The organism is Bacillus sp. M5A3_1b, from assembly GCF_053345335.1.
In genome coordinates, this window is the sequence record NZ_JBKEZY010000001.1 from 981,251 (window position 1) to 1,006,374 (window position 25,124).

Sequence of the window (25,124 nt, forward strand, 5' to 3'; positions counted from 1 at the left end):
TCTTCTCCTCAACATTTCCTTAGGAGCTAAATGACTACCGACTCACTTTTTTCAAACAAAAATAAAAAGGGGATGAAAGCTATGTTCTATTGCATTAACTGCTCTGATATTCATCATGAAAAACATCCGAATGATAAAGTATTCAAAAACGGTTTTTATATCGATCCATTTTTAGGTGATCGTTATCACCTTGGTATGTGTACAGATGCCCAAAACCATGAAACAGGGGAGCCTCTTTTAGCGAAAAAGAAATTAGGCACAACTCAATCTATTATGAACGTATTACCGACACATGTTGTCCCAACATAAAGCATAAAAAAGAGCTGGCTCACCCAGCTCTTTTTTATGCTTTATAAACGATCATTGCTGAAAAACAATAAATTTGGTTTTCGTCATCATTAATAGAAACACCGACTTGGTACTTAATATCTACAAAATTACTATCATCAATCTTTTTCAAAAAAACATTTACAGCGTCTTCTAAGTCTTTTTCGTGACTTTCATCAAACACTTTTACACGAATCATGTTAACACCATCCTAGATCGCAGCCCTCCGCCGCTTGATTATTGCCACGGTGCGTATCTATGATGCGATAAAATTTTCCGTCTTCATATATATATCCGTCTTCTAACACATATTGTTTACCTTCAGTATAGACATAAAACTTACCTATCATAAATTTACTCGTATATAATTCCAAATAATCCGGTCTAAATTTAGCTACAACTTTATTTGTAATATCAATTCTTATTGTGCGCCCCACCTTCTCTCCCTCCCTTGCAAAGAACGGATTTAGGTATATTGTATTAGCGATTTTACATTTTATGCTTAAAAATAAGTGGATATGCCTTCTTTCTTCGCCTGTACTATTTTTCAAAAAAATCATCAATAAGTAAAAGCAAAAAATATATATAAAAAAGAGTTTTTACTTATTGACTATAATATTAACATTATGGTATTATATAAAATTTGACATTTTTGTTTACTTGTGCTATCATTAAAAGTGGTTACCACATATGGAGGTGGATGATTTGTTTCAAATTGGCGATAAAATCGTTTATCCAATGAACGGCGCAGGAGTCATCGAAGCCATTGAAGAGAAAGAAATATTAGGAACAACACGTCAATATTGTGTGATACGTATCATTAGTAAAGACATGCAAATAATGCTTCCTATGGATCAATTACAAAAATCAGGTATTCGTTATATCGTAGATAAAGGTACGTTAGATGTTATACTTCTTGAATTTCAAAACGGGGAATCAGACACATCACTTTCCTGGAAACAGAGATATACAATGAATATGGAAAAAATGAAAAACGGCAATCTGCAAGATAGCGCAGAAGTTGTTCGCGATTTACTTCGCCGTAATAAAGAGAGAGCATTAAATGCGAGCGAAAAACAAATGCTAGATAATGCACGCAAAATGATGATTAGCGAAGTTGCACTTGTGCAAAATGTTTCTGAACATCAAGCAACAGAATTTCTTCAAGATACAATTAATCATTAAATTTAAAATAGCCGACCGCTATTTTTTTTTCAGAAAAAAGGACAAAGAGATAAACCTCTTTGTCCTTTTATATTACCCGCGACCTGCTTGAAACGACGGGTATAAAGTCATTCCACCATCTGCAAATAACGTAATTCCAGTTACGTAACTCGCTTCTGATGAAGCGAGCCACGTTGCGACTGCTGCAATTTCTTCCGGCTTTCCAATGTAGCCCATCGGTATCATACTTTCTACGTCAGCACGTTTTTTAGGATCAGCAAACTTTTCTGCATTAATTGGCGTATTTATTGCACCTGGCCCAATATTATTTACTCGAATACCTTTTGGTGCATATTCTAACGCTAACGTTTCTGTCATCAGTTTAATACCACCCTTACTCGCCGCATAGTGCACGAATAGTGGCCACGGAATTTTCTCATGAACACTCGACATATTAATAACAGAACCTTTAATATCATGTTCTACAAAATATTTAATCGCTTCACGGCTTCCTAAAAAAGCACCTGTTAAATTTGTATTGATTACTTTATTCCAATCCTCTAACGGCATTTCATGCGACGGGACCGCGTTTTCTATCCCTGCATTATTAATCATAACGTCAAGCGTACCAAACTCTTTCACAGCAGATTGAATGAGGTTCACGACATCAGATTCAACTGTCACATCACCTTTTACAGCAATCGCTTCTCCGCCTACTTTTTTAATTTCTTCTAATACATCATGCGCTTCTGACTCTCGTGAGCGATAGTTAATTACTACTTTTGCTTTCTCCTGAGCAAACCGTACTCCCATCGCTCTTCCAAGACCAGTTGCTGATCCTGTAATAACGACAACTTTTCCTTCTAAATCACTATACATTTCAATACCCCCTTTAACTTTTTGCAACACCTAACATTATTCCGGCTGCGATAATAAAAACGATACCTACAACAATCCCCGTTAATTGGCGTTTCGTTTTTCTTTCACCTAATATAAGAATCCCGCCAAGCGTTGAAATAATAATTCCCATTTGCGATAGCGAAAAACTTGTTGCCACTCCAACACGCGGCTGCGAAATGAATAAAAACATATTTCCAGCTGCCCAAATTAATCCTGGGATAATATTTCGTAGTGCATATTTATTAAATGGATGATGTTTAAACGTAAGCAAAACGCCCCCTAACACCATACCAACTGCTTGTGGCAATAAAGCTGACCAACCATCTACGTTAAATAGCCTAATCACTACTACGTAAACTAAATAACCGACTGTTGAAATCAATAAAATGATAATGCCCCTTTTAAAATTCCCCGCCTGCTCTGCACTCTTTTCTTCTTCACTTTGAAGTGATGTTAAAATAACACCGATAATAATACAAACAAGAGCCAAAACGCCAAGGACGACCGATATAGTCGTGGACCACTCATGAAATACGATGACTCCAAATAAAGTCGTCGCAACTAATTGCAGTCCTGTTGAAATGGGCATCGTTCTCGAAACACCCATTAAATCAATACTTTTTAATTGATTCGCCTGACCAAGTGCCCAAAATAAACCTGACACAATTCCAACTCCAATAACAGTAGGAGTTAATACTGGCTTCATAAAAATATAAACAACAATCGAGAAAATAAGTGCCCCAAACGTTGTACCGAGCGTTTGACTATACGGTCCCCCGCCCAGTTTCACGTTAAATAGCACAATACTTCCCCAAAATATAGCCGGTAAAATCGCTAAAAGTATGTCCATCGCTCATTACCTTTCTTTACTAAATGTCATAAGTTATCACTCTGAATCATTAGAGTGAGCTTTTATTTTTTCTTTTTCCCGTTCACAAACTTTTTCTGCAATAGCACCAGAAACATTCTTTTCTCGCTCCACCTTCTTTATTTTTACGTGATCTAAATAATCTTCCAAAATAAGTGTAACTTTATCATTCGGCGGATTATGTGCACCTTGGAACGTAAGAAATTGTAGCGTAATTTCAAATCTAGGAACGAACTCACCGTTCTTACCGAGACGTTTTATATTTATAACGGAAGCACATTCATACTGATCTTCTGTCACTTGTCTAATAACTGAATAGTACCTATTTGATAATGCACTCTCTAACAGCTGCTCCCTCGATTCTTTCGCAAAAGAATCACTTGGAGAAGAGAAAAAGATTGCACATAGCATTGTAATAACTACACATATTTTTTTCATAACACCCTCCTTGTTCTATAAGTTAGTGTTCGCAAAACTTCCATAAAAAAACGACTTCCCTATGTAGGAAAGTCGTTTTAATGAATCCAATATTAACCACCGCTCACTGGTGGGATTAGTGCAACAACATCACCACCTCGGATCGTATCATCTTCATTTGCGTATTCTTCATTAATCGCAACCATAGTTGATGCTGTCACTGGTACATTATATTCTTTAGCAACAACATCTTTTAACTCTGCAACCGTAATATTTTCTTTCTCTATTTGTAATTCACTTGTTCCTGCTTCTTCTTGCAAGTGCGCAAATAATAATACTCGAATCATACTTATAGCTCCTTCCCAGGCTCTCCCGCCGGATATGGTGTTTTTTCTAATTGATCACCAATCCATGAGTCTCCATCTTCCCAAAACTCCTTTTTCCAAATCGGAACAATTTGTTTTATGCGTTCCATAATGTATTCATTCGCCTCATAGGCCGCTTTACGATGCGGTGTTGAAACAGCAACAACAACCGCGATATCAGAAATTTGCAGTGTACCGATGCGATGTGTAATCGCAACGTGTGTACCTGGCCACTTCTCTTTCACTTCTGAGCCAATTTTCTCTAGCATCTTTTCTGCCATCGTTTTATAAGCGACATATTCTAAGTATAATGTACGACGCCCTTTCGTAAACTCCCTAACCGTTCCAATAAATGTTGTAACAGCACCACATTCGCGGCGAATAACCTTCTTCGCTACCTCTTCAATCGAGATTTCTGTATCAATTACTTCATAATACGTATTTGTCATTTCGTACTCCTTACCGTTTGTATAAACCAGTCTATATACAACTCTTCTTCTGTTATATGAAATACTTTATATTCTTCTCGTAAGTTTGCAGGTGCATCATGCCACGTAATAACCGCTACTATATTTTCTACTTTATGTAAAAGTTCAACGTCTTCCGCAGAACGAAGTAATACTACTTTCGGATAGCTCTCTTTTTTATAGCCCTCTATTAAAATTGTATCCACTTCAAAAAACTCATATAAGCGAATAATTTCTTGCAAGGACCATTCCTCTCTTAATGACGACAGTGAAAGTAATCCATCGCCTTCTACACTACTGACAACAGCACCAGCTTTTCGGTGCCTTTCACTATCTTTTTGCGCTACTTCTGGAAAACCTCCGTGCCCGTGATGTTTAATTGTAGAAACTTTCATGTTTCGTTCAGCTAATGCATATACAATTTTTTCAATAAGCGTTGTTTTTCCGCTATTTTGATATCCTACTATTTGTAAGATTGAAGGGGCTTTGCCCATGGCCAATCACATCCCTCGTCGTGCTCTAACAATAATACAGATACTTTCATCCCTGCTTCAAATCCTCTCGTTCCTCCAGGCAACACAATAAAAGCATTCGCATCGGCGAGTGAAGAGACCGCACTCGATTTATCTAAACCGACCGGCATCGCTTGTAATGCCCCGTCTACGATTGTCACGTTTGCTCTTACAAAACGAGTAAACGGATTTGGCTTCGGAAAATCTTTTTGTAAAATAGCATCCGCTCTATATACGTGGGGTTCTTTCGCATACAAATATGTTTTTATAACCGGATGCACAAATAGCTCAAAGCCTACGTAGCAAGCTGACGGATTTCCTGATAAACCGAAAAGTAACTTTCCATCAACTTCAGCTACTGTCGTTACACTTCCTGGTCTCATCGCTATTTTATTAAAGAGTACATTCGCCTGTAATCTTTCATAAATAGCTGGCAAGTAGTCATAATCTCCTACCGACACACCGCCTGTCGTAATTAAAATATCAACCTCATCCATCGCCGATCGAACAGCTGCAAAACATGCATCTAACTCGTCAGCAAGTTGGCCATAATAACGCACTTTCCCTCCGGCTTTCATAATTTGAGCTGCAATCATATACGAGTTACTATTTCTAATTTTCCCCGGTTGTAACGACTCGTGTACTTCTAACAATTCGCTTCCTGTCGTCAGGATACCAACAATAGGCTGTTTTACAACTTTCACAGTACTATATCCAAACGTCGCTAATAAGGCGGCAATACCTGGATTGATTGCAACACCTTTCTTAACGAGAACTTGATTTCGTTTTATATCTTCCCCTTTAAACGACACATTGTCACCACTATTAAAAGGACGCTTTACCTTCATATATGTTTTTCCATTCTTCTCAAAACCTTCCGTCAGCTCTAGCATTACGACTGCATTACAACCCTCTGGAATAGCTGCTCCTGTCATAATACGAACCGCCTGAAAAGGTCCTACTTCTTCTGTAAAAACAGATCCTGCCCCAATTTCTCCTATTACTTCAAACTCAATCGCATTCTCTTGATTTGCTTCTTTCGTATCTTTTGCTCGAATCGCGAAACCATCGTAAGGAGAACGATCGAAATGAGGAACGTCATGATCAGAGATAACATCCTCGCCAAGAATTCTCCCGTAACTTTCCGTAATAGAAACCTCTTCTACTTCACCATTTTTCGCATATTCCATTACTCTCTCTACTGCCTCAGCAACTTGAATTGGAATTCGTTTTTCTAGCATCGTTTCTCACCTCATATTTGCAATTTTTTTTATCTCGATTAAACTTTATATATTAAATAGAAATTACTTCAAGGAGGAATTCCATGTCTTCATTCACACACTTTAATGACCAAGGACGCGCGAAGATGGTTGATATAAGTGACAAAAAAGCAACCGTCCGAACAGCAATTGCGTGCTCTAGCATTGTCGTTACAAAAGAAATTTACGATAAAATCTCTCACAATGAAATTGGGAAAGGTGACGTATTAGCAGTTGCACAAATCGCAGGTATTATGGCTGCGAAACGCACTTCTGATATTATCCCAATGTGCCATCCTTTATTATTAAAAGGTGTTGACGTTTCTTTCGATTGGAAACAATTCGAAGAACAATATCGATTACTTATTGAAGTAAAAGTTAAAACAGAAGGTAGCACCGGTGTTGAAATGGAAGCTTTAACAGCCGCTTCCGCTACAGCTCTTACTGTGTACGATATGTGCAAAGCTGTTGATAAAGGTATGATTATTGGCGAAACGTACTTATTTGAAAAAACAGGTGGAAAAAGTGGAGATTATACGAGAAAGTCTTAATCTTCTCTCCGTTGAACCTAAAGGGCTCCCTTTAGGTTCAACCTATATATCTTGCATATAAGCGTTTTGCTATATTTATATCATTCGTTCCATGAATGAACGCCCTGCCATCTGTAAATAAAACAAAACGAAATTCCTCCACCGGAAATGATAATAAATACGGAGTAGCTTTTACATCCACACTTCTTTGTAAGCGCTTTTTAATTTCTTCTAAATTAAATTCATTCCGCACACCTGGACGGATTTGTACTGTATTTCGGCCACATAACACTTCTGTTTTCGTTTGTGCTTCAAATGTTAAACTCGGATATGTACGTAATCTTCCGCAAGATAAACATGTGTCTTTTTTCTGCCTATTCACTTTAAATGCCATCTGTTGATTATTCCAAAGATCAAACGATAACATCGTTTCGCGAAGTGCCCCATAGTCTTCTACTAATATTTTCAGCGCTTCCGTTATTTGATGCGCAACTACTAATTGCACGGCTGGCTGTATAATACCAGCCGTATCACATGTTGCCCCGCTCGCTGGATGTTCCATTAAACAGCGGAAACACGGTGTTTTTCCTGGTAAAATTGTATACGTTACTCCGTAGCTTCCGACACAACCACCATATATCCACGGAATATTATACTTTTGTGAAATATCATTAATAAGAAGACGCGTTTCAAAATTATCTGTCGCATCTAATATTAAATCTACATCATTCACTAGCTCTTCCATTTCTTGCACCGTTACATCAGTCACAACCGGATTTATTTTCACCTCAGAATTAATCGCTTGTAAATGCTCTGCTGCTGCTACCGCCTTTGGTTTATATTGCTTTGCATCTTCTTCTGTATATAATTGTTGCCTTTGTAAATTACTCCATTCTACATAATCACGATCCGCAATTGTTATTTTGCCAACACCTGCTCTAACAATTGCTTCTGCATTCGCTGCCCCGAGAGCACCAGCGCCGATAATAAGCACATGCTTCTCTCTAATTTTTCTCTGACCTTCTTCTCCAACACCAGAAAATAATATTTGTCTTGAATATCGCTCCTGCATACGATAGCCCCCTTTCTTATCCTCCTATATAAGACATTTCAATTTTCGGACGATTCTTTGCACTTTCTTCTGTCCGTTCATCCGAATACCTGTCTTTTCTATTCATCCATACATCTTGTATAACGCTTACTAACTCATCATCCGAAAGATTTCCTCTAAGAAGTTCCCTTACATCCAATCCTTCTGTCGCAAATAAGCAAGTATAAAACTTTCCATCTGCCGAAATTCTTGCTCTCGTACAAGAGGAACAAAATGACTCTGAAACAGAAGTAATAAAACCGACTTCGATATTTGTTCCAACGTAACGATATCGCTTCGCAACTTCACCGAAATAATGCGCTTCAGCTGGCTCAAGTGGATACACACTATGAATCATTTCAATTAATTCTTGCTTTGTAACGACTTGATCAAAGTTCCATCCATTTGTACTACCAACATCCATAAACTCAATAAACCTAAGTGTGATTCCTTGCTCTTTAAAATAAGCAGCCATCGGAAGTACTTGATGTTCATTCATCCCTTTTTTCACAACCATATTTACCTTTACATCAAGCCCGGACTCTTTTGCAGCCATAATTCCCTTTATAACAGGTTTTGTATTGATATTCCGGCCATTAATGTCCTTAAATACATCGTCATCTATTGCATCCAAACTAACATTTACTCTATGTAATCCAGCTTCTTTTAATGCTTTTGCTTGTTTCGTTAAATGAATTGCATTTGTCGTTAACCCTATATCTACTAACCCTTCAATTTTCACGAGACGAGCAATAAGTTTTGTTAAATCTTTACGCAGTAGTGGCTCGCCACCAGTAAGTCTAATTTTTCGTACACCGATGCTAACAAATAGTTTTGCCAAACGCTCAATTTCATCAAACGTCAGTAAAAACTCATCTTTCAAAAAAGCATAATCTGGCCCAAAAACTTCCGCTGGCATACAATATGTACATCTAAAATTGCAACGATCAATGACAGATATGCGTAAATCTTGAAGTGGGCGTCCAAAAAAATCTGTAACCATCTCCTGCATCGCCACCCTCCCTTTCTGTCAAATTTCTCTCTTTTCATTCTATTATAATATATTTTCGAACTGCGATGTTTTTGCTCAAGTGAATAAAGTGAAACTTTCCTAACCAATTAGACTACCTACTTATAACGGGATAAAAAACCTTGAAGCATAAAAGCCCCAAGGTTTTCTCCCTATTAACTTAACCTAATAATAGTTAGCGTAGCTCCTGGCGTTGTCGTAGATAATGTAGCTATTGCAACTAATCCAAATAACTGCAGACTAACAGCAGCTCCAGCAGGCAAATTAGCAATGATTGTCGCATTAAATGAACCTGTAGCTATTGCTGGTGAATTTATTGTTCCTGCAAGCGGACTGCCATTTACAGTTATACGAGAACTTACAAGTAAAGAGGCTGTTAAATTTATTGTATAAGCTATATAGTAATTCCCCGCATTCGCAACCGTAAATACGGTATTTCCTCCGCTAACGGTAATTCCTGGTCCAATATTTTGATTGTTCGGTAATGGTACATTTGTACCACCTAATAAAACGGAAATAGCGGTTCCTGATGTATTATTCGCAAATGCATACGTTGCAGTTGTACTAACTCCAGTCGCCCCGGTCGCCCCAGTGGCTCCAGCTCCGGTGGGACCTGTATCTCCAGTTGGACCTTGTGAACCGGTTGCTCCTGTTGCCCCCGTTGGACCTTGGATTCCTTGCGGGCCTTGAATTCCTTGGGGACCTGTCGCTCCGGTTGCTCCTGTAGCTCCCGTTGAACCTTGAATTCCTTGCGGGCCTTGAATTCCTTGTGGGCCTTGAATTCCTTGGGGACCTGTCGCTCCGGTTGCTCCTGTAGCTCCCGTTGGACCTTGAATTCCTTGCGGGCCTTGAATTCCTTGGGGGCCTTGAATTCCTTGGGGACCTGTCGCTCCGGTTGCTCCTGTAGCTCCCGTTGGACCTTGAATTCCTTGCGGGCCTTGAATTCCTTGGATTCCAGTTGGGCCTTGTGGGCCGGTCGGACCTATGTCACCTTGCGGACCTTGGATTCCCTGTGGGCCTTGTGCTCCTGTTACCCCCGTCGCTCCTTGGATTCCTTGAGGACCTTGTGGACCTTGAATTCCTTGTGGGCCGGTTGGACCTATGTCGCCTTGTGGGCCTTGAATTCCTTGGGGACCTTGTGCTCCTGTTGTCCCCGTTACTCCTTGGATTCCTTGGGGACCTTGAATACCCTGTGGACCGGTTGGACCTATCTCTCCTTGAACACCTTGGATTCCTTGCGGACCCTGTAAACCCGTCACTCCGGTTGCTCCCGTTTCTCCTGTCGCTCCTGTCAATCCAGTTGAGCCTGTCGCCCCGGTATCTCCTGTTACTCCTGTCGCACCTGTTGCTCCTGTCGGGCCAGGTGGTCCACCAGATGGACCTGTTACTCCCGCCGGACCTGATGGCCCCGTTGGGCCGGTCGGTCCTGCTGGTCCTCCAGATGGGCCTGTTACCCCTGTTGGACCGGTTACTCCTGTTGGGCCTGTAGTCCCTTCCCCTGTCGCACCTGTTGCTCCCGTATCTCCTGTTGCCCCCGTCGGACCTTGGATTCCTTGAATTCCTTGTGGACCTTGCACTCCTTGTGCGCCCGTCGCTCCTTGAATTCCTTGTACTCCTTGCACTCCTTGTGGCCCCATCGGACCTGTTGGACCTATCTCTCCTTGTACACCTTGCATTCCTTGGGGCCCCTCTGGACCTGTTGCTCCTATTTCCCCTTGTATCCCTTGAATTCCAGTTGCTCCTTGTGCTCCAGTTGCTCCCGTTATCCCTTGCACACCTTGTATTCCCTGAATTCCTTGTGGACCTTGTGGGCCTGTTGCTCCTACCGGTCCTTGAATGCCTTGTATCCCCTGAGGCCCCTCTGGACCCGTTGCTCCAACTGGCCCTTGAACACCTTGTATTCCTTGCGGGCCCTGAAGTCCCTCTGGGCCTTCTGGACCGGTTGGACCTATCTCTCCTTGTATCCCTTGGATTCCAGTTGCTCCTTGTGGCCCAGTCGGACCTATGTCACCTTGCGGACCTTGGATTCCCTGTGGGCCTTGTGCTCCTGTTCCCCCTGTCGCTCCTTGGATTCCTTGAGAACCTTGTGGGCCTTGAATTCCTTGTGGGCCGGTTGGACCTATGTCGCCTTGTGGGCCTTGAATCCCTTGCGGACCTTGATCTCCAGTGGACCCCGTTACTCCTTGAATTCCTTGCGGACCTTGAACACCTTGGGGACCCGTCGGACCTATCTCTCCTTGCACTCCTTGGATTCCTTGCGGACCTTGTAAACCCGTCACTCCGGTTGCTCCCGTTTCTCCTGTCGCTCCTGTCACTCCAGTTGAGCCTGTCGCCCCAGTATCTCCTGTTACTCCTGTCGCCCCGGTTGCTCCTGTCGGGCCAGGTGGTCCACCAGATGGACCTGTTACTCCCGCCGGACCTGATGGCCCCGTTGGGCCGGTCGGTCCTGCTGGTCCTCCAGATGGGCCTGTTACCCCTGTTGGACCGGTTACCCCTGTTGGGCCTGTAGTGCCTTCTCCTGTCGCCCCAGTTGCTCCCGTTTCTCCTGTTGCCCCCGTCGGACCTTGGATTCCTTGAATTCCCTGCGGCCCCTGCACTCCTTGCGCTCCCGTCGGCCCTTGAATTCCTTGAACTCCTTGTACTCCCTGTGCTCCCATTGGACCTGTTGGACCTATCGCCCCTTGAGCACCTTGCACTCCTTGAGGCCCCTCTGGACCCGTTGCTCCTATTTCCCCTTGTATCCCTTGAATCCCAGTTGCTCCTTGTACTCCAGTTGCTCCCGTTATCCCTTGCACACCTTGTATTCCCTGAATTCCTTGTGGACCTTGTGGGCCTGTTGTTCCTACCGGTCCTTGAATACCTTGTATCCCCTGGGGACCCTCTGGACCCGTTGCTCCAACTGGCCCTGGCACACCTTGTATTCCTTGCGGGCCCTGAAGTCCCTCTGGGCCTTCTGGACCTGTTGGTCCTATATCACCCATCGGACCTTGGATCCCTTGAACTCCTTGTGGTCCCGTTTCTCCTGTTGGACCCGGTACTCCTTGTATACCTTGTGGACCTTGATCTCCTGTCGCCCCTGTTACACCTTGAGGCCCTATAGCTCCCTGTATACCTTGTGGACCTTGATCCCCTGTTGCTCCCGTTGCCCCTTGAATACCCTGAACTCCTTGGATTCCTTGTTCACCAGTTACTCCCGTCGGACCAGGAATACCTTGAATACCCTGCGGACCTTCTGGACCTGTTGGTCCAATTGGCCCTTGAACCCCTTGTATTCCTTGCAAGCCCTGTGCTCCCGTGCTTCCAGTCGGACCTGTACTTCCCGTTGCTCCTGTTACCCCTGTACTTCCTGTAGCCCCAGTATTTCCCGTTGCTCCGGTTGCTCCTGTACTTCCACTCGGTCCACCACCCGGACCTGTCGCACCAGTCGGCCCGGTCGGACCAGGAGGTCCTCCTGATGGGCCAGTGATCCCTGTTGGACCGGTTACTCCCGTCGGACCTGTTATCCCCTGACCAGTCGCTCCCGTTGCTCCTGTATTTCCACTTGGTCCTTGTGGTCCTTGTATCCCTTGTGCCCCTTGTATTCCTTGTGGACCTGTTGCACCTGGTACCCCTTGCACACCTTGAATTCCTTGAGGTCCCTCAGGTCCAGTCGCTCCAATCGGACCTTGTAACCCCTGTATCCCTTGTATACCTTGTGCCCCAGTCGCTCCGGTTGGACCAATCGGACCTTGTAACCCTTGCACTCCTTCTGGTCCTGTCGCTCCAGTTGCTCCTTGTGCTCCCCTCAATCCTTGCGGCCCCTGCTGTCCTTCTGGTCCTGTTGCACCTATTGGTCCAACTGGTCCTTGTATCCCTTGCACACCTTGAGGTCCTGTAGGGCCCATCTCCCCCATTGGACCTTGTAATCCTCTTGGTCCTTGAGGGCCAGTCGGACCTTGTGGACCGGTTGGGCCAGTAATCCCAATGCCAGTAAATCCCGTTGGAACGGGTGGAAAGGTAGGACCAATAAGATTTGGTGAAATTCTGAAATTAGAGTTTAATGAATGTTTTTTATCGCGCTCTCTCACACTTTCACCACCTGCACACCATCTTTTTTACATTAAACAAACCTCTTCTTCTTAATATGTATTTACAAAAACAAACTCAAAGACTATTTTTATTTGAAATAATAAAAACTCCCTTAAATCCTTAAGGGAGTCCAGCAATTGAATCCATATTATCTGTATTAGGGACAGCTTGTGCTATACTCGATGCATTTACACTTTGCCCCATATTTGTTCCTGTTACAGTACCGGCAGGAGTACCTCTTGTATATGTTGTCGTCACCGAATCACCCGGCTGTAAACAAAGCTTCGTCTCCGTCCCTATTACTGTAACAACGTCGATCCAAGTGCACCCCATTGAGCCACTATACGATTTCGTAGCAGTAAATGACGTATCACTCAAATTATCACCAGTAAATATATTCCCAGTGTTATTCACAATAACAAACTCTTTTATATGAGCAGGCATAATTACACTCTACCTTTCCTCTACGAACCTAATGTACGTGTACTCGTTGCTAATGGCGGAAGAAATACTGATGTTCGAATCACCGCTTCTGGCTGCCTTTTCCCATTTAAAAAAACAGCCGCACTCGATCCTCCAGCACCTGCATATATTTTTGCTACAGCTAAAGGTGAGATATCATAACAGTCACCGACATTAACAGCCCCTGTATTATTAATAATTTTTACTTTCCGCAAGTTAATCCCCATTTACCTATCCCCCTTTTGTACACTGTATGCAAAAGAAAAAAACTTGAAACAAACACGTTTCAAGTTTTTTTAGCTACTTATTTCGTTTCACCTTCATATTGAAGCATACCGCCAACCATGTTCATTGTTTTAAATCCTTGCTCATTTAAATAATGACATACATTTTCACTGCGCATTCCCGAGCGACAAATAAAGATATATTCATTCTCTTTATCAAAGAAATCTACTTTATTTGGGATATCACCCATTTTAATATGTACAGCTTCTGGAATTTTCCCTGCCGCTACTTCTTCATCTTCCCTTACGTCTACTAAAAATAACGTTTCTCCATTTTCTAAACGCTCTTGCACTTCTTCTGTAGTAATTGTTTTAACTTCTGTCATATGTCGTTCCTCCTTATATACAATAAAACCTTTAGTCTCTTCCTTAAACAAGCATATCTAGTCAATTTTAGCATGCGAAAGAAAGAACGCAAAGAATGGAAATTTTATTTCTCAATTTTCTCGCAAAACTTATTCTTTACAAACATAACTCGTGCATTGTATCCTCAATATACTTGTTTTATGAAAGGAGCCAATGAAAATGACACTTTTTCTTTTCATTACGGGCATCATTTTCTTAATCGCCGCAATTATTGCACTTAGTATGAAGAATAATAAAAAGATAAAATCACCACAAGAAATGTCATTCTTATTTCTATTGCTTAGTATCGCATTCTTCGGTATAGCAATTGCCACATATATTTTCCGTCTACAAATCATGTAAAAAAAGGTGCCTACTACATATATCGCACCTTTTTCACACCATTTATTTTCTACACCAAACTAGATACTCTCCGATTTAAAAATTCATAAACTTTCTTTTCAAATAAATGAATATCAAACGCTCCTGCCATATGCCCATTTATACTTTCTATCTCATACACTTCCGCATACTTCCCTTGTTTTTGCAAAATGTCTACCATTTTATAATTATAACGTGACGGCTGAAGCAAATCTTGTTTGCACGGAATCATAAGTACATTTGCTTCTATGTTAGAAAGCGCCTCTTCTAAAGACAAAAATCCATGCGCAATATCATGTAATAAAACTGCTTTCGCAGTGTATATCCACGAATTTGCATCTACTAACTCTATACTTCTATATGTCACTTTATTTATTTCTTTCTCAAATGATGTTAATGCAGCAAATGTTTCATAAGGTTCTTTCTCTACACTATTACGAGGGAATGTCGTTTCATAAAAATGCTCATCAAATGCGTTCATAAACATCATTCTATTTGCTAAATGAAGTCCCTTCATTGGCTGCTCTTCTCCATATTTCCCGCCCTTCCAACTTGAATCCAGTTGAATAGCCTCAATTGCATTTTGCGCTACATTTACCGACGTAATAATTGGATTTTGCGGGTTCGTAATAACACCAATCATCCGCTCTACCATATGAGGATAATGAACAGCCCATTGCTGCGCAATCATCCCACCAGCTGACGGTCCCATTACAGCATGTAACCTTGAGATTCCCATATCTTTTATTAACTCATATTGCACACGAGCTACATCAAGAAATGTAAAAACCGGAAAATCCATCGCATATTCATCTCCAGTTTTCGGATGAATCGATTTCGGTCCCGTTGTAAACACATAAGGGTTCTTAACCTGCACATTACAAAGATTATCAGTACATATAACAAAATATTTATTTGTATCAATTGCTTTTCCCGGTCCAATTAAACCATCCCACCAGCCAGACTCCTCATCATGCGCTGTATATTTCCCTGCCGCGTGACTCGTTGCACTAAAATAATGGCATACCAAAATCGCATTTGACCTTTCTCTATTTAAAGTACCATACGTCTCATACCCCATTTGAACAGGAATTCCCCTACCATTTTCAAACGTAAACTCTCTTAAAACAAACTTTTCCTTTTTTACAAATTGCACAGACTCGCCCTCTTCCCGTCATAGTATGAACTGCTGCTTACTAAAGGATTTTTTCTATGCAAACTAATCTCCTCCTTCTTTTCATAAATAAATGAATAATATACAAAATTAGCCACAAAATAGCATTATATTACACAATCAAAGAGGGCATACATATGATTTGGAATTGGCTACGTAAGAAAAAAAAATCAAATACGACAGAGAAAAACGAAACAGATAACTCGGAGCAACAGCCTAACAACCAAGAGAATGATAACAAAGAACAGACTAGAAGTATGAAACATAATAAAGATAGCAATAGCGAGCAAAAAAAAGAGGAACACAAAGAGCCTTCTCAGGATCAGCAGCAACAACATGCTAAACAAGACAACTCGAATCAGAATCAACAACAAAACTCTAAACAAAACGGCTCGAATCAAAATCAACAACAAAACTCTAAACAAAACGGCTCGAATCAAAGTCAGCAACAACATTCTAAACAAGACAACTCGAATGAGAATCAACAACAAAACTCTAAACAAAACGACTCGAATCAGAATCAACAACAAAACTCTAAACAAAACGACTCGAATCAGAATCAACAACGAAATTCTAAACAAAACGGCTCGAATCAAAATCAGCAACAAAACTCTAAACAAAACGACTCGAATCAGAATCAACAACAAAACTCTAAACAAAACGACTCGAATCAGAATCAACAACAAAACTCTAAACAAAACGGCTCGAATCAAAATCAGCAACAACATTCTAAACAAGACAACTCGAATGAGAATCAACAACATTCTAAACAAGGTAACTCGGGTCAAGATCAGCAGCAAAACTCTGGAAATAATAGTATTTATGATTTTACGAAACCAGAAAAAGACCGTATTCATTCTCTACAAGATTTAATAGAGAAACTCAAAAAGTCTAGCGATTTTGTTAATTATCATACATCTGATGATGAAACGATGCCTTATTGGATTTCTTACTATCGTCCTTCACTTGATGGAGAGAAATTACAAAAATATTTAATGCCTATTCTGTTAGAACGACCTTGTACTTCATTAGAAGAGCTAAAAGAACATATTCCGATGAGTGGTATTACAATTACGAACGACTTACAAAAAATTGAGGACATGGTTTTAAAGGGGCATGCGATTATTCAATTGAATCAGCAAGATCAAAAGTGTATGCTTGCAAACATTGCAATTGATACGTATCGGGCACCAAGCCCTCCATTAAATGAATCAACAGTTATCGGTCCACAAGAAGGCTTTGTAGAAGCTATTGATACGAATATTAATTTAGTACGAAAACGCCTTCCTGTTTTAGATTTACAAACAAAAGAAATGATTGTTGGCGAGTTTTCCAAAACAAAAGTTGTCATGATGTATTTAGACAACCTCGCTGAAAAAGAAAATGTAGATTTTCTCGAGGAGTCATTACGTGCTCTTGAATATGATCAAATCAATGATAGTGCTTATATACAAGAACTAATGGGTGAAAAGTCGATTTTCCCTCTCTATATCAATACAGAACGTACTGATAGAGTTACAAAAGCACTCATTGATGGGAAAATTGCTATTTTTGTGGATGGTTCTCCAAGTGTTCTACTTACGCCAGTATCCTATTTCGATTTTTTCATTTCACCAGAAGACTATAACGTTTCTTGGCTATACGCTACATTTTCACGCATTTTACGCCTTATCGCTGTTCTATTTTCAATCTGTGCTACACCACTATATGTTGCAGTTTTAAATTATCATTATGAACTTATTCCAAGTGATTTACTTGAAACTTTGATTTTATCAAGGGCACAAGTACCGTTTCCACCTTTAATTGAAGCACTCTTTTTAGAACTTGCAATCGACTTATTGAGAGAAGCTGGCGCGAGGTTACCGATGAAAGTTGGTCAAACACTCGGGATTGTAGGCGGTATCGTAATTGGGCAAGCATCTGTACAAGCTGGCTTAACGAGTAATATTTTATTAATTATCGTTGCCTTATCAGCACTCGCTTCCTTTATTACACCTATTTATAAAATGGGTAATGCAGTTCGATTACTACGCTTTCCATTTCTTATGTTTGCAGAAATAGGCGGATTGTTCGGGATTTCCCTTGGATTTATCTTCTTATTTACTCATCTATTCAGGCTTACTTCCTTACGTAAGCCTTACGCTTTGTTTTATCCAACGAGACAACAGTCGGTTAAGGACTCTTGGATTCGTTTTCCTTTAACGATGATTGATACAAGGGATGTACAAGCGAGGCCACAACATGTAAAAAAATCAGCAAAAGGAATTTCAACAAAACATAGATCGGATTTTGATGATTAAGGAATGAGGTGCATCGATGAGTAAAGTTCAAGAAAAATATCAAATATCTCCTGTCTTTGTCTTCTTCTTAATTCACGGTGCACAGTTTGGAGCTGGCGTTCTTGGCTTCGCTCGAATTATTGCAAAAGCTGCTGGATACGACGGCTGGATAGGGGTTCTCCTCACAGGGATCATTATTCATATTATCATCTGGATGATGTATTATTCATTAAAAACTGTAGAAGGAAACTTAATTGATTTACATAAACAACTTTTTGGAAAATGGATCGGAAATGGTATTAATATCATTTTTATGGCTTATTTTTTCATTGTAAGCATTTCTGTTGTTAGAACATATGTCGAAATTATTCAAGTATGGATGTTTCCTAGTGCATCCACCTGGATGCTCACATTCTTTTTATGTTTAATAAGTTATTACATTATTTCATCAGGCTTCCGTGTCATTGCAGGAATTTGTGTTATTTCTGTTGGTGGAACATTAGGTTATCTTTTTCTAAGTCTTTTCATTTTGAAATTCTCACATTGGGATAACTTACTTCCAATATTTTCACATTCTTTTACAGATATTTTGAAAGCAGCTCAACTATCTATTTATAGTATGACAGGATTTGAAATTTTCCTTATGATTTATCCATTTGTTAAAGAGCCAGAGAAATCCCATAAATTTGCGCAATATGGGGCATTATTTTCCAATATTTTATATTTATTTAGTACCATTCTCGCTTTTACATTCTTTAGCGAAAAACAATTACTCAAAACTATTTGGTCTCAGCTGTCCATGACACAAGTTATTAAGCTTCCTTTTATAGAGCGACTTGAGTATATCGCTATTTCCGGTTATGCTCTCGTTATTATTACCAGCTTTATTCTACCTTTATGGGCTGCAACTAGAGGAACTCATGAAATCTTTCGTGTGAAGCAACGAGGTATTTTGATCGCATTTATGCTTATCACTTTAGTTGTTTCACAACTTTTAACGAACAGGCATGATATTAATGATTTTATTAGCAATGTATCTAAAGTTAGTTTTTGGCTTATATATGTATACATCCCAATTCTATTTATTATTGTGTGGGTGAAAAAAAAATGGAAAAAACCAAAAGAAAATTAATAATTCTTACTTGCATCAGTATCTTCAGTCTAACTGGTTGCTTACAAAAAAATATTATTGATGACGTTCAGCTCATTCAAGGCACTGCCTTCGATACAGCAAAAGATAATAAAGTAAAAGTTACATTCGTTTGCCCCGTACAAAAAAAGGGAAATAAAGTTCAAGTCTATGAAGGAACAGGAAACGCAGTAAAACAAGTAAAGGCAGATACATCTTTAGAATCTTCGCAACCGTTCGCAAGCGGTCAAATGCGTGTTGCCTTATTCACAACAAAGATTGCTAAAAAAGGATTATCAACTTCCTTTGATACATTGATTCGTGATGTGAATATTGGTAACTCACTGTATGTTGGACTATTAGAAGGCAGTGGTACTGAACTATTTAAAGGAAAATATAGTACCTCTTACAATGTTGCGATTTATATAAAAAAAATGTTAGAACATAATATGGACACTGGGCCTTTGCCAACTGACAATTTGTATTTAGGCGCCTTCAGGTACTACCGTGAAGGACAAGATTCCTATATGCCTATCCTAAAAAAACATGGAGATAAAATAAAGATTACTGGTATCGGTCTCTTGAAAAAGGATAAGTTGGTCGGAACAATTAAGTATCACGATATGTTCGTTTTCAAAGGACTGCTAGAAAAGCACCGCCTAGATTCACATGAATTTAAAACCAATCCTGGCTATGCAATGATTAATAACATCCATTCCATTCCTACATACGAAGTAACTATAAAAAATGGAAAACCTTCTTTCTATATTCATGTAAAAATGGAAGCTCGTATTCAAGAATTATCTCGAAAATTCAACTTAGAAAATAAAAAGAACACGCAAAAAATAGCGAAAGCGGTTGAGAAACAGTTAGATGCAAAAGCTACAAAACTAATTAAACAGTTTAAATCCTTAAATGTTGACCCTCTTGGACTTGGAGCAAAATATAGACAACATTATCGTCCATTTAAATTAGAAGAGTGGCGAAAAATGTACAAAGATGTACCAATTAAAGTAAAATACACCGTTAATATTACAAATTCTGGTGTAATCGAATGAGAAATGATTGAACTCCTCTCTCCAGCATGATACAACGGATAGAGGAGTTTTTATTTTAGATAGAGAGAGAAGATATTTACGGGGGAGCTTATGTCTAAAAAATTAGTAAAGCCTATTTTAAATGGTATTTTATTTCTCGGCGTCTTTTTATTTGCTCATACATACTTAAAAAATGTTTCCTTCACACGTTATTTACTTGTCGTTATTCCAATGTTGCTCGTTGGTATGTTTGGCATCGATCTTATTTTATCCATTTTAATAAAAGAAGAAAAATAACGAGCAAGGCCGTCCCAAAAGTATTCCGGGATGGCTTTCTTTTATAATGGGTTATGTTTTGTCGTTTAGTCGATATAATCTTTCCCTATCTTAACTAAAAGATGAAACTTTTGAACAGTCCTTTTTCATTTCATAATCACCTTATGTTACAATGAGATTCGGCACAAAGCGAGAAAGGATGAAACAACATGATAAACGAAAAAGGTTTAGATAAAGGATACGAACTTGTTGCAAAAATGCATGAAGAGTTCGGACACCCTGTGACAAATACTCCAACGAAATTAACAGAAGAACGTGCAAAAATTCGTGCTAGCTTTATGCAAGAAGAGCTAGAAGAATTTCTAGAAGCAACGACTGTTGAAGATCAATATGATGCACTAATTGACCTTATTTACTTTGCATTCGGAACGTTTGCCGAAATGGGCGTACGTCCTGATAAAGGATTCGAAATTGTAAATAACGCAAACATGGCAAAACTATTCCCTGACGGAAAACCTCGATTCCGTGAAGGGGACGGCAAAATTCTAAAACCAGAAGGCTGGCAAGCACCAGAACCACAACTTCGTGCTGAAATCGAACGCCAGCGCCAAGAAGCTGAAAAAAACTGCTAGGATTTCCTAGCAGTTTTTTATTATGTCTTTTTTTCTGCAATTCATTAATGACCCACGTGTCCAGCGTGCCCTGCTGCTCCACTAATGCTAGCCGCTCCTGCTGCTGCTCCTGCTCCTCCTGCTCCAATTCCACCTGTCCAAGGAGAAGATTGTTGCTGTTGATATTGTTGATATTGTTGGTGCTGTTGGTGCTGTTGACCATGTTGGCCTTGGTGACCGTGGTGACCTTGATGACCTTGTTGACCTTGTTGACCGTGGTGACCTTGTTGACCTTGATGACCTTGATGACCTTGATGACCGTGGTGACCTTGATGACCGTGGTGACCTTGATGACCGTGGTGACCTTGATGACCGTGGTGACCTTGATGACCGTGCTGGCCTTGATGCGTTTGATAAAGAACAGCCTGTGGATATATATGATGGTGTCCGTGGTGATGTACTTGTTGTTGATGGCCGTATTGACCTTGGTGATGATGATGACCGTGCTGACCTTGTTGGCCTTGGTGATGATGGTGTCCATGATGACTATGTTGACCTTGATGGTGGTGATGTCCATGATGACCGTGTTGGCCTTGATGGTGATGATGTCCATGATGACCTTGTTGGCCTTGATGGTGGTGATGTCCATGATGACCGTGTTGGCCTTGGTGATGGTGATGTACATGATGACCTTGTTGGCCTTGGTGATGGTGATGTACATGGTGTCCGTGAACACCTTGTGGATAACCACCTACTCCACCTGCTACAACACCTACTCCCGGTACCGGAAATCCTGTCTGCACTCCTCCAACGAAAGAAGGAAATGTAGTTGGTACTCCTACTGGAATTCCTGTCTGTACGCCAGCTACTGATGTCGGAAATCCTCCTGTTACTGTAGGCATTCCAGCCCCTGATGTCGAAAACCCTCCCATTAATGTAGGCATTCCAGTTTGCATGCCCGCTACCGATGTTGGAAATCCTCCTGCTCCTCCACCCATCCAGCTCGGAATTCCACCGTACCCTTGTTGGCCAGCTCCTCCCATTAACATCATTTGTGTATAACTGTCCGATTCGCCTCCGAAGAAGCCATGTGGTGCATTATTGTCCATCCCTTTCATTCCTTTCACCTCTTCTTCTCAATTTAGCCTACCTTTTTTATCATATTTCCTATAGAAAAATAGGTGTTTGTCTGTATTGGAATTCCGCTCTTTTATTTGTACGTAGTGGAATAGTTGAAAACTTGGATGAAGGTGATCCAGAAATTATTTTCTACACAAAAAAGCTCAGAGTATAAATACTCTGAGCTTTTATTTAGAATGAATTAGTTTGCAACAACGTTAACAAGTTTTCCAGGAACTACAATTACTTTACGAACTGTTTTTCCTTCGATTTGGTCTTGAATTGCTTCAAGTGCAAGTTGTTCCATTTCTTCTTTTGATGCGTCTTTACTCATTGTTAGTTTCGCGCGAACTTTGCCCATAATTTGAACAACGATTTCAACTTCATCTTCTACAAGTTTAGACTCATCAAATGTTGGCCAGCTTGCATATGTGATTGTTTCATTGTATCCAAGTTTGCTCCATAGTTCTTCCCCGATGTGAGGTGCAACTGGTGCAATCATTTTTACGAAACCTTCTACATATTCTTTCGGAAGTGTTTCAGCTTTATATGCATCGTTGATGAATACCATCATTTGAGAAATCGCTGTGTTGAAGCGAAGCTCTGCATAGTCTTCTGTTACTTTCTTCACTGTTTGGTGGTAAGCTTTTTCAAGCTCTTTATTTGGTGCATCAGTAATTTTCTCACTTAATTCACCATTATCTTGAATGAATAGACGCCATACGCGATCTAGGAAACGACGAGCTCCGTCAAGACCATTTTCAGACCAAGCAATCGAAGCATCTAATGGTCCCATGAACATTTCGTATAGACGAAGTGTATCTGCACCATGGCTTGCTACGATATCATCAGGGTTTACAACGTTACCTTTTGATTTACTCATTTTCTCGTTGTTTTCACCTAGAATCATACCTTGGTTGAATAATTGTTGGAACGGCTCTTTCGTTGGAACTACACCGATATCGTATAATACTTTGTGCCAGAAACGAGCATATAGTAAATGAAGTACAGCGTGCTCCGCTCCGCCGATATAAATATCAACTGGAAGCCATTGTTTTACTTTTTCAGGATCTACAAGCGCTTCGCTATTGTTTGGATCGATGTAACGTAGGTAATACCAGCAGCTACCAGCCCATTGTGGCATTGTGTTCGTTTCACGACGACCTTTTTTACCAGTTTCAGGATCAACAACGTTTACCCACTCGTCAATGTTAGCAAGTGGTGATTCACCTGTACCTGAAGGACGGATGTTTTCTGTTTTAGGAAGAACTAATGGTAATTCTTCTTCTTTCACAGCTGTCATTGTGCCATCTTCCCAGTGGATTACTGGAATTGGCTCACCCCAGTAACGTTGACGGCTGAATAACCAGTCACGTAGACGGTACGTTACTTTTTGATTTCCTGCGCTCGTTACTTCAAGCCATTCAATCATTTTTACGATTGCTTCTTCTTTATTTAAACCATCAAGGAATGCTGAGTTTACGTGCGCACCATCACCTGTGTATGCTTCTTTCGTAATGTCTCCGCCTTTTACAACTTCCTTCATTGGAAGATTGAACGTTGATGCGAATTCATAGTCACGCTCATCATGAGCGGGAACTGCCATTACAGCACCTGTTCCGTAAGTTGCAAGAACATAGTCAGCGATCCAGATTGGTAATTTCTCACCATTTACTGGGCTAACTGCGTAAGCACCAGTGAATACACCAGTTTTTTCTTTCGCAAGTTCTGTACGCTCTAGGTCACTCTTCATTTTAACAGAGTTAATGTAAGCTTCTACAGCTTCTTTTTGCTCTGCTGTTGTAATGTCAGCAACAAGCGCATGCTCTGGGGCAAGTACACAGTAGCTCGCACCAAATAGTGTATCAGGACGCGTTGTGAAAACTGTGAATTTCTCGTCTGTACCATCGATGTTGAAGTGTACTTCTGCACCTTCAGAACGACCGATCCAGTTACGTTGCATATCTTTTAAGCTTTCTGGCCAATCAAGCTCATCTAGATCTTCTAATAGACGATCTCCGTAAGCTGTAATTTTTAACATCCACTGTCTCATCGGACGACGCTCAACTGGATGTCCACCGCGCTCACTCTTACCGTCAATGATTTCTTCATTTGCAAGTACTGTACCAAGTGCTGGGCACCAGTTTACAGGTACTTCATCAACGTAAGCTAAACCTTTTTCAAATAGTTTTAGGAAAATCCATTGTGTCCACTTGTAGTAGTTTGGATCTGTTGTATTTACTTCACGATCCCAATCGTAAGAGAAGCCTAATGCTTTAATTTGATTACGGAACGTATTAATATTAAGCTCTGTAAATTCAGCTGGGCTGTTTCCAGTATCAAGTGCATATTGCTCTGCTGGAAGACCGAATGCATCCCATCCCATTGGATGAAGAACGTTATATCCTTGCATACGCTTCATACGAGATAAAATATCTGTCGCTGTATAACCTTCTGGATGTCCTACGTGTAGGCCTGCACCTGATGGATATGGGAACATATCTAGTGCATAAAATTTTGGTTTTTCTGTCTCATCTGGCGTACGGAATGTTTTATTCTCTTCCCAGTACCCTTGCCACTTCTTCTCAATGTCTTGATGATTAAAGCTCATGAGATACCCTCCTTGAAATTCTATTTATTTTCACCGCCTAAAATACAAAAAACCTCTCATCCCTAGAAAGGGACGAGAGGTTATAGATTCCCGCGGTACCACCCTAAATTAATGTACAAATATACATTCGCTTAGATCCGTAACGTGGATTAACGGCAATTGCTACTACTAGTTTCACAACTGCAACTCAAAGGCGAGTTCATAACGAAACGTGGATTGACTTGCACCGACCGTCAACTCTCTAAACCAGCTTCTATTACTACTACTCCTTCTCACTGTTATTACAAATATGAGTTAATGTGAACTACCCACCACTTCGTATCTCTAAAGAGCTTACTTGAAGCTAAGGCTTCTCGGTTAATCGTTACTCTTACTAACTAACGAATTTGTCTTAGGACAGCCGAGCTATCTCCCTTGTT

The 25,124-nt window shown here is 40.5% G+C and carries 27 protein-coding genes, 1 pseudogene and 1 other annotated feature; of the genes and pseudogenes, 10 read left to right on the forward strand and 18 right to left on the reverse strand.

What is annotated here, in order from left to right:
• Positions 1-81: 81 nt before the first annotated feature.
• Positions 82-309 carry a DUF3973 domain-containing protein gene (locus ACLBWW_RS05185; RefSeq protein ID WP_000498995.1) on the forward strand — a complete coding sequence of 76 codons (228 nt, stop codon included), beginning with the start codon at positions 82-84 and terminating at the stop codon, positions 307-309.
• Between the two features lie 34 nt (positions 310-343).
• Here the strand turns inward: ACLBWW_RS05185 and ACLBWW_RS05190 are convergent, their stop codons facing one another.
• Together ACLBWW_RS05190 and ACLBWW_RS05195 are read right to left on the reverse strand one after the other, a co-directional pair.
• Positions 344-526 (reverse strand): sporulation protein Cse60, encoded by a 183-nt coding sequence (locus ACLBWW_RS05190; protein WP_000621751.1) that lies wholly within the window; start codon positions 524-526, stop codon positions 344-346.
• A 1-nt stretch (position 527) separates the two neighbouring features.
• A complete protein-coding gene (locus ACLBWW_RS05195; RefSeq protein WP_000533808.1) occupies positions 528-764 on the reverse strand; it encodes a DUF2553 family protein in 237 nt (78 codons plus the stop codon).
• Between the two features lie 253 nt (positions 765-1,017).
• Between ACLBWW_RS05195 and ACLBWW_RS05200 the strand changes: the two genes are divergently transcribed.
• A complete protein-coding gene (locus tag ACLBWW_RS05200; RefSeq protein WP_000451450.1) occupies positions 1,018-1,512 on the forward strand; it encodes a CarD family transcriptional regulator in 495 nt (164 codons plus the stop codon).
• A 72-nt stretch (positions 1,513-1,584) separates the two neighbouring features.
• On the opposite strand, the gene ACLBWW_RS05205 is transcribed toward ACLBWW_RS05200, so the two are convergent.
• The 7 genes from ACLBWW_RS05205 to moeA all read right to left on the reverse strand — a co-directional run bounded on the left by ACLBWW_RS05205 (position 1,585) and on the right by moeA (position 6,261).
• Positions 1,585-2,370 (reverse strand): glucose 1-dehydrogenase, encoded by a 786-nt coding sequence (locus ACLBWW_RS05205; RefSeq protein ID WP_048540760.1) that lies wholly within the window; start codon positions 2,368-2,370, stop codon positions 1,585-1,587.
• Between the two features lie 13 nt (positions 2,371-2,383).
• On the reverse strand, positions 2,384-3,241 hold the full coding sequence (gene glcU / locus ACLBWW_RS05210) for a glucose uptake protein GlcU (RefSeq protein WP_048540762.1): 858 nt from the start codon (positions 3,239-3,241) through the stop codon (positions 2,384-2,386).
• 36 nt (positions 3,242-3,277) lie between these two features.
• Complete coding sequence (locus ACLBWW_RS05215) at positions 3,278-3,697, reverse strand: DUF3888 domain-containing protein (protein ID WP_048540764.1); 420 nt, start codon at positions 3,695-3,697, stop codon at positions 3,278-3,280.
• A 92-nt stretch (positions 3,698-3,789) separates the two neighbouring features.
• A complete protein-coding gene (gene moaD / locus ACLBWW_RS05220; RefSeq protein ID WP_048540766.1) occupies positions 3,790-4,023 on the reverse strand; it encodes a molybdopterin converting factor subunit 1 in 234 nt (77 codons plus the stop codon).
• 2 nt (positions 4,024-4,025) lie between these two features.
• A complete protein-coding gene (moaE, locus tag ACLBWW_RS05225; RefSeq protein ID WP_000185929.1) occupies positions 4,026-4,490 on the reverse strand; it encodes a molybdopterin synthase catalytic subunit MoaE in 465 nt (154 codons plus the stop codon).
• Entirely contained in the window at positions 4,487-5,002 is a 516-nt protein-coding gene (gene mobB / locus ACLBWW_RS05230) for a molybdopterin-guanine dinucleotide biosynthesis protein B (protein WP_048540769.1), read from the reverse strand. The genes moaE and mobB overlap by 4 nt, the downstream gene beginning before the upstream one ends.
• Entirely contained in the window at positions 4,972-6,261 is a 1,290-nt protein-coding gene (moeA, locus tag ACLBWW_RS05235) for a molybdopterin molybdotransferase MoeA (RefSeq protein WP_098221178.1), read from the reverse strand. Before moeA ends, mobB begins: the two co-directional genes overlap by 31 nt.
• 83 nt (positions 6,262-6,344) lie before the next feature.
• On the opposite strand from moeA, the gene moaC reads away from it, so the two are divergent.
• Complete coding sequence (moaC, locus tag ACLBWW_RS05240) at positions 6,345-6,830, forward strand: cyclic pyranopterin monophosphate synthase MoaC (protein ID WP_048540774.1); 486 nt, start codon at positions 6,345-6,347, stop codon at positions 6,828-6,830.
• Between the two features lie 37 nt (positions 6,831-6,867).
• On the opposite strand, the gene ACLBWW_RS05245 is transcribed toward moaC, so the two are convergent.
• The 6 genes from ACLBWW_RS05245 to ACLBWW_RS05270 all read right to left on the reverse strand — a co-directional run bounded on the left by ACLBWW_RS05245 (position 6,868) and on the right by ACLBWW_RS05270 (position 14,069).
• Positions 6,868-7,881, reverse strand: coding sequence for a molybdopterin-synthase adenylyltransferase MoeB (locus ACLBWW_RS05245; RefSeq protein WP_048540776.1), 1,014 nt, complete (start codon positions 7,879-7,881; stop codon positions 6,868-6,870).
• Between the two features lie 16 nt (positions 7,882-7,897).
• Entirely contained in the window at positions 7,898-8,911 is a 1,014-nt protein-coding gene (gene moaA / locus ACLBWW_RS05250) for a GTP 3',8-cyclase MoaA (RefSeq protein ID WP_048540778.1), read from the reverse strand.
• 173 nt (positions 8,912-9,084) lie between these two features.
• On the reverse strand, positions 9,085-12,996 hold the full coding sequence (locus ACLBWW_RS05255) for a BclA-related collagen-like exosporium protein (protein ID WP_447613925.1): 3,912 nt from the start codon (positions 12,994-12,996) through the stop codon (positions 9,085-9,087).
• 121 nt (positions 12,997-13,117) lie between these two features.
• On the reverse strand, positions 13,118-13,441 hold the full coding sequence (locus tag ACLBWW_RS05260; protein ID WP_001110863.1) for a hypothetical protein: 324 nt from the start codon (positions 13,439-13,441) through the stop codon (positions 13,118-13,120).
• Between the two features lie 20 nt (positions 13,442-13,461).
• Positions 13,462-13,686 (reverse strand): spore germination protein, encoded by a 225-nt coding sequence (locus ACLBWW_RS05265; protein WP_000512462.1) that lies wholly within the window; start codon positions 13,684-13,686, stop codon positions 13,462-13,464.
• Positions 13,687-13,763: 77 nt separating this feature from the next.
• The gene (locus tag ACLBWW_RS05270) at positions 13,764-14,069 is read right to left on the reverse strand and encodes a rhodanese-like domain-containing protein (RefSeq protein WP_000141210.1); all 306 of its coding nucleotides are present in this window, start codon (positions 14,067-14,069) and stop codon (positions 13,764-13,766) included.
• Between the two features lie 199 nt (positions 14,070-14,268).
• Between ACLBWW_RS05270 and ACLBWW_RS05275 the strand changes: the two genes are divergently transcribed.
• Positions 14,269-14,451, forward strand: a complete 183-nt coding sequence (locus ACLBWW_RS05275; RefSeq protein WP_000171896.1) for a hypothetical protein — start codon at positions 14,269-14,271, stop codon at positions 14,449-14,451.
• A gap of 49 nt (positions 14,452-14,500) precedes the next feature.
• Here ACLBWW_RS05275 and ACLBWW_RS05280 read toward each other — a convergent pair whose 3' ends face one another.
• Positions 14,501-15,625, reverse strand: a complete 1,125-nt coding sequence (locus ACLBWW_RS05280; protein WP_048540783.1) for a homoserine O-acetyltransferase family protein — start codon at positions 15,623-15,625, stop codon at positions 14,501-14,503.
• Between the two features lie 155 nt (positions 15,626-15,780).
• Here ACLBWW_RS05280 and ACLBWW_RS05285 point away from each other — a divergent pair, with 155 nt between their 5' ends.
• From ACLBWW_RS05285 to ACLBWW_RS05305, 5 genes are all read left to right on the forward strand, one after another.
• Positions 15,781-17,943 carry a spore germination protein gene (locus ACLBWW_RS05285; RefSeq protein WP_447613926.1) on the forward strand — a complete coding sequence of 721 codons (2,163 nt, stop codon included), beginning with the start codon at positions 15,781-15,783 and terminating at the stop codon, positions 17,941-17,943.
• 16 nt (positions 17,944-17,959) lie between these two features.
• The gene (locus ACLBWW_RS05290; RefSeq protein WP_098633401.1) at positions 17,960-19,054 is read left to right on the forward strand and encodes a spore germination protein; all 1,095 of its coding nucleotides are present in this window, start codon (positions 17,960-17,962) and stop codon (positions 19,052-19,054) included.
• Positions 19,030-20,109, forward strand: a complete 1,080-nt coding sequence (locus ACLBWW_RS05295) for a Ger(x)C family spore germination protein (protein WP_048540787.1) — start codon at positions 19,030-19,032, stop codon at positions 20,107-20,109. Before ACLBWW_RS05290 ends, ACLBWW_RS05295 begins: the two co-directional genes overlap by 25 nt.
• 90 nt (positions 20,110-20,199) lie before the next feature.
• Complete coding sequence (locus ACLBWW_RS05300; protein WP_000038782.1) at positions 20,200-20,385, forward strand: hypothetical protein; 186 nt, start codon at positions 20,200-20,202, stop codon at positions 20,383-20,385.
• A gap of 188 nt (positions 20,386-20,573) precedes the next feature.
• Entirely contained in the window at positions 20,574-20,996 is a 423-nt protein-coding gene (locus ACLBWW_RS05305) for a pyrophosphohydrolase domain-containing protein (RefSeq protein WP_048540789.1), read from the forward strand.
• A 44-nt stretch (positions 20,997-21,040) separates the two neighbouring features.
• Here the strand turns inward: ACLBWW_RS05305 and ACLBWW_RS05310 are convergent, their stop codons facing one another.
• Positions 21,041-22,093, reverse strand: a complete 1,053-nt coding sequence (locus ACLBWW_RS05310) for a hypothetical protein (protein WP_447613927.1) — start codon at positions 22,091-22,093, stop codon at positions 21,041-21,043.
• 95 nt (positions 22,094-22,188) lie between these two features.
• Between ACLBWW_RS05310 and ACLBWW_RS05315 the strand changes: the two are divergent.
• Positions 22,189-22,269, forward strand: a pseudogene (locus tag ACLBWW_RS05315) (GNAT family N-acetyltransferase); the annotation flags it as partial.
• Positions 22,270-22,296: 27 nt separating this feature from the next.
• On the opposite strand, the gene leuS reads toward ACLBWW_RS05315, so the two are convergent.
• Positions 22,297-24,705: a leucine--tRNA ligase gene (gene leuS / locus ACLBWW_RS05320; protein WP_447613928.1), complete on the reverse strand. Its 2,409-nt coding sequence runs from the start codon at positions 24,703-24,705 to the stop codon at positions 22,297-22,299.
• A gap of 65 nt (positions 24,706-24,770) precedes the next feature.
• Positions 24,771-24,990: a binding site (T-box leader), on the reverse strand.
• Between the last annotated feature and the right edge of the window lie 134 nt (positions 24,991-25,124).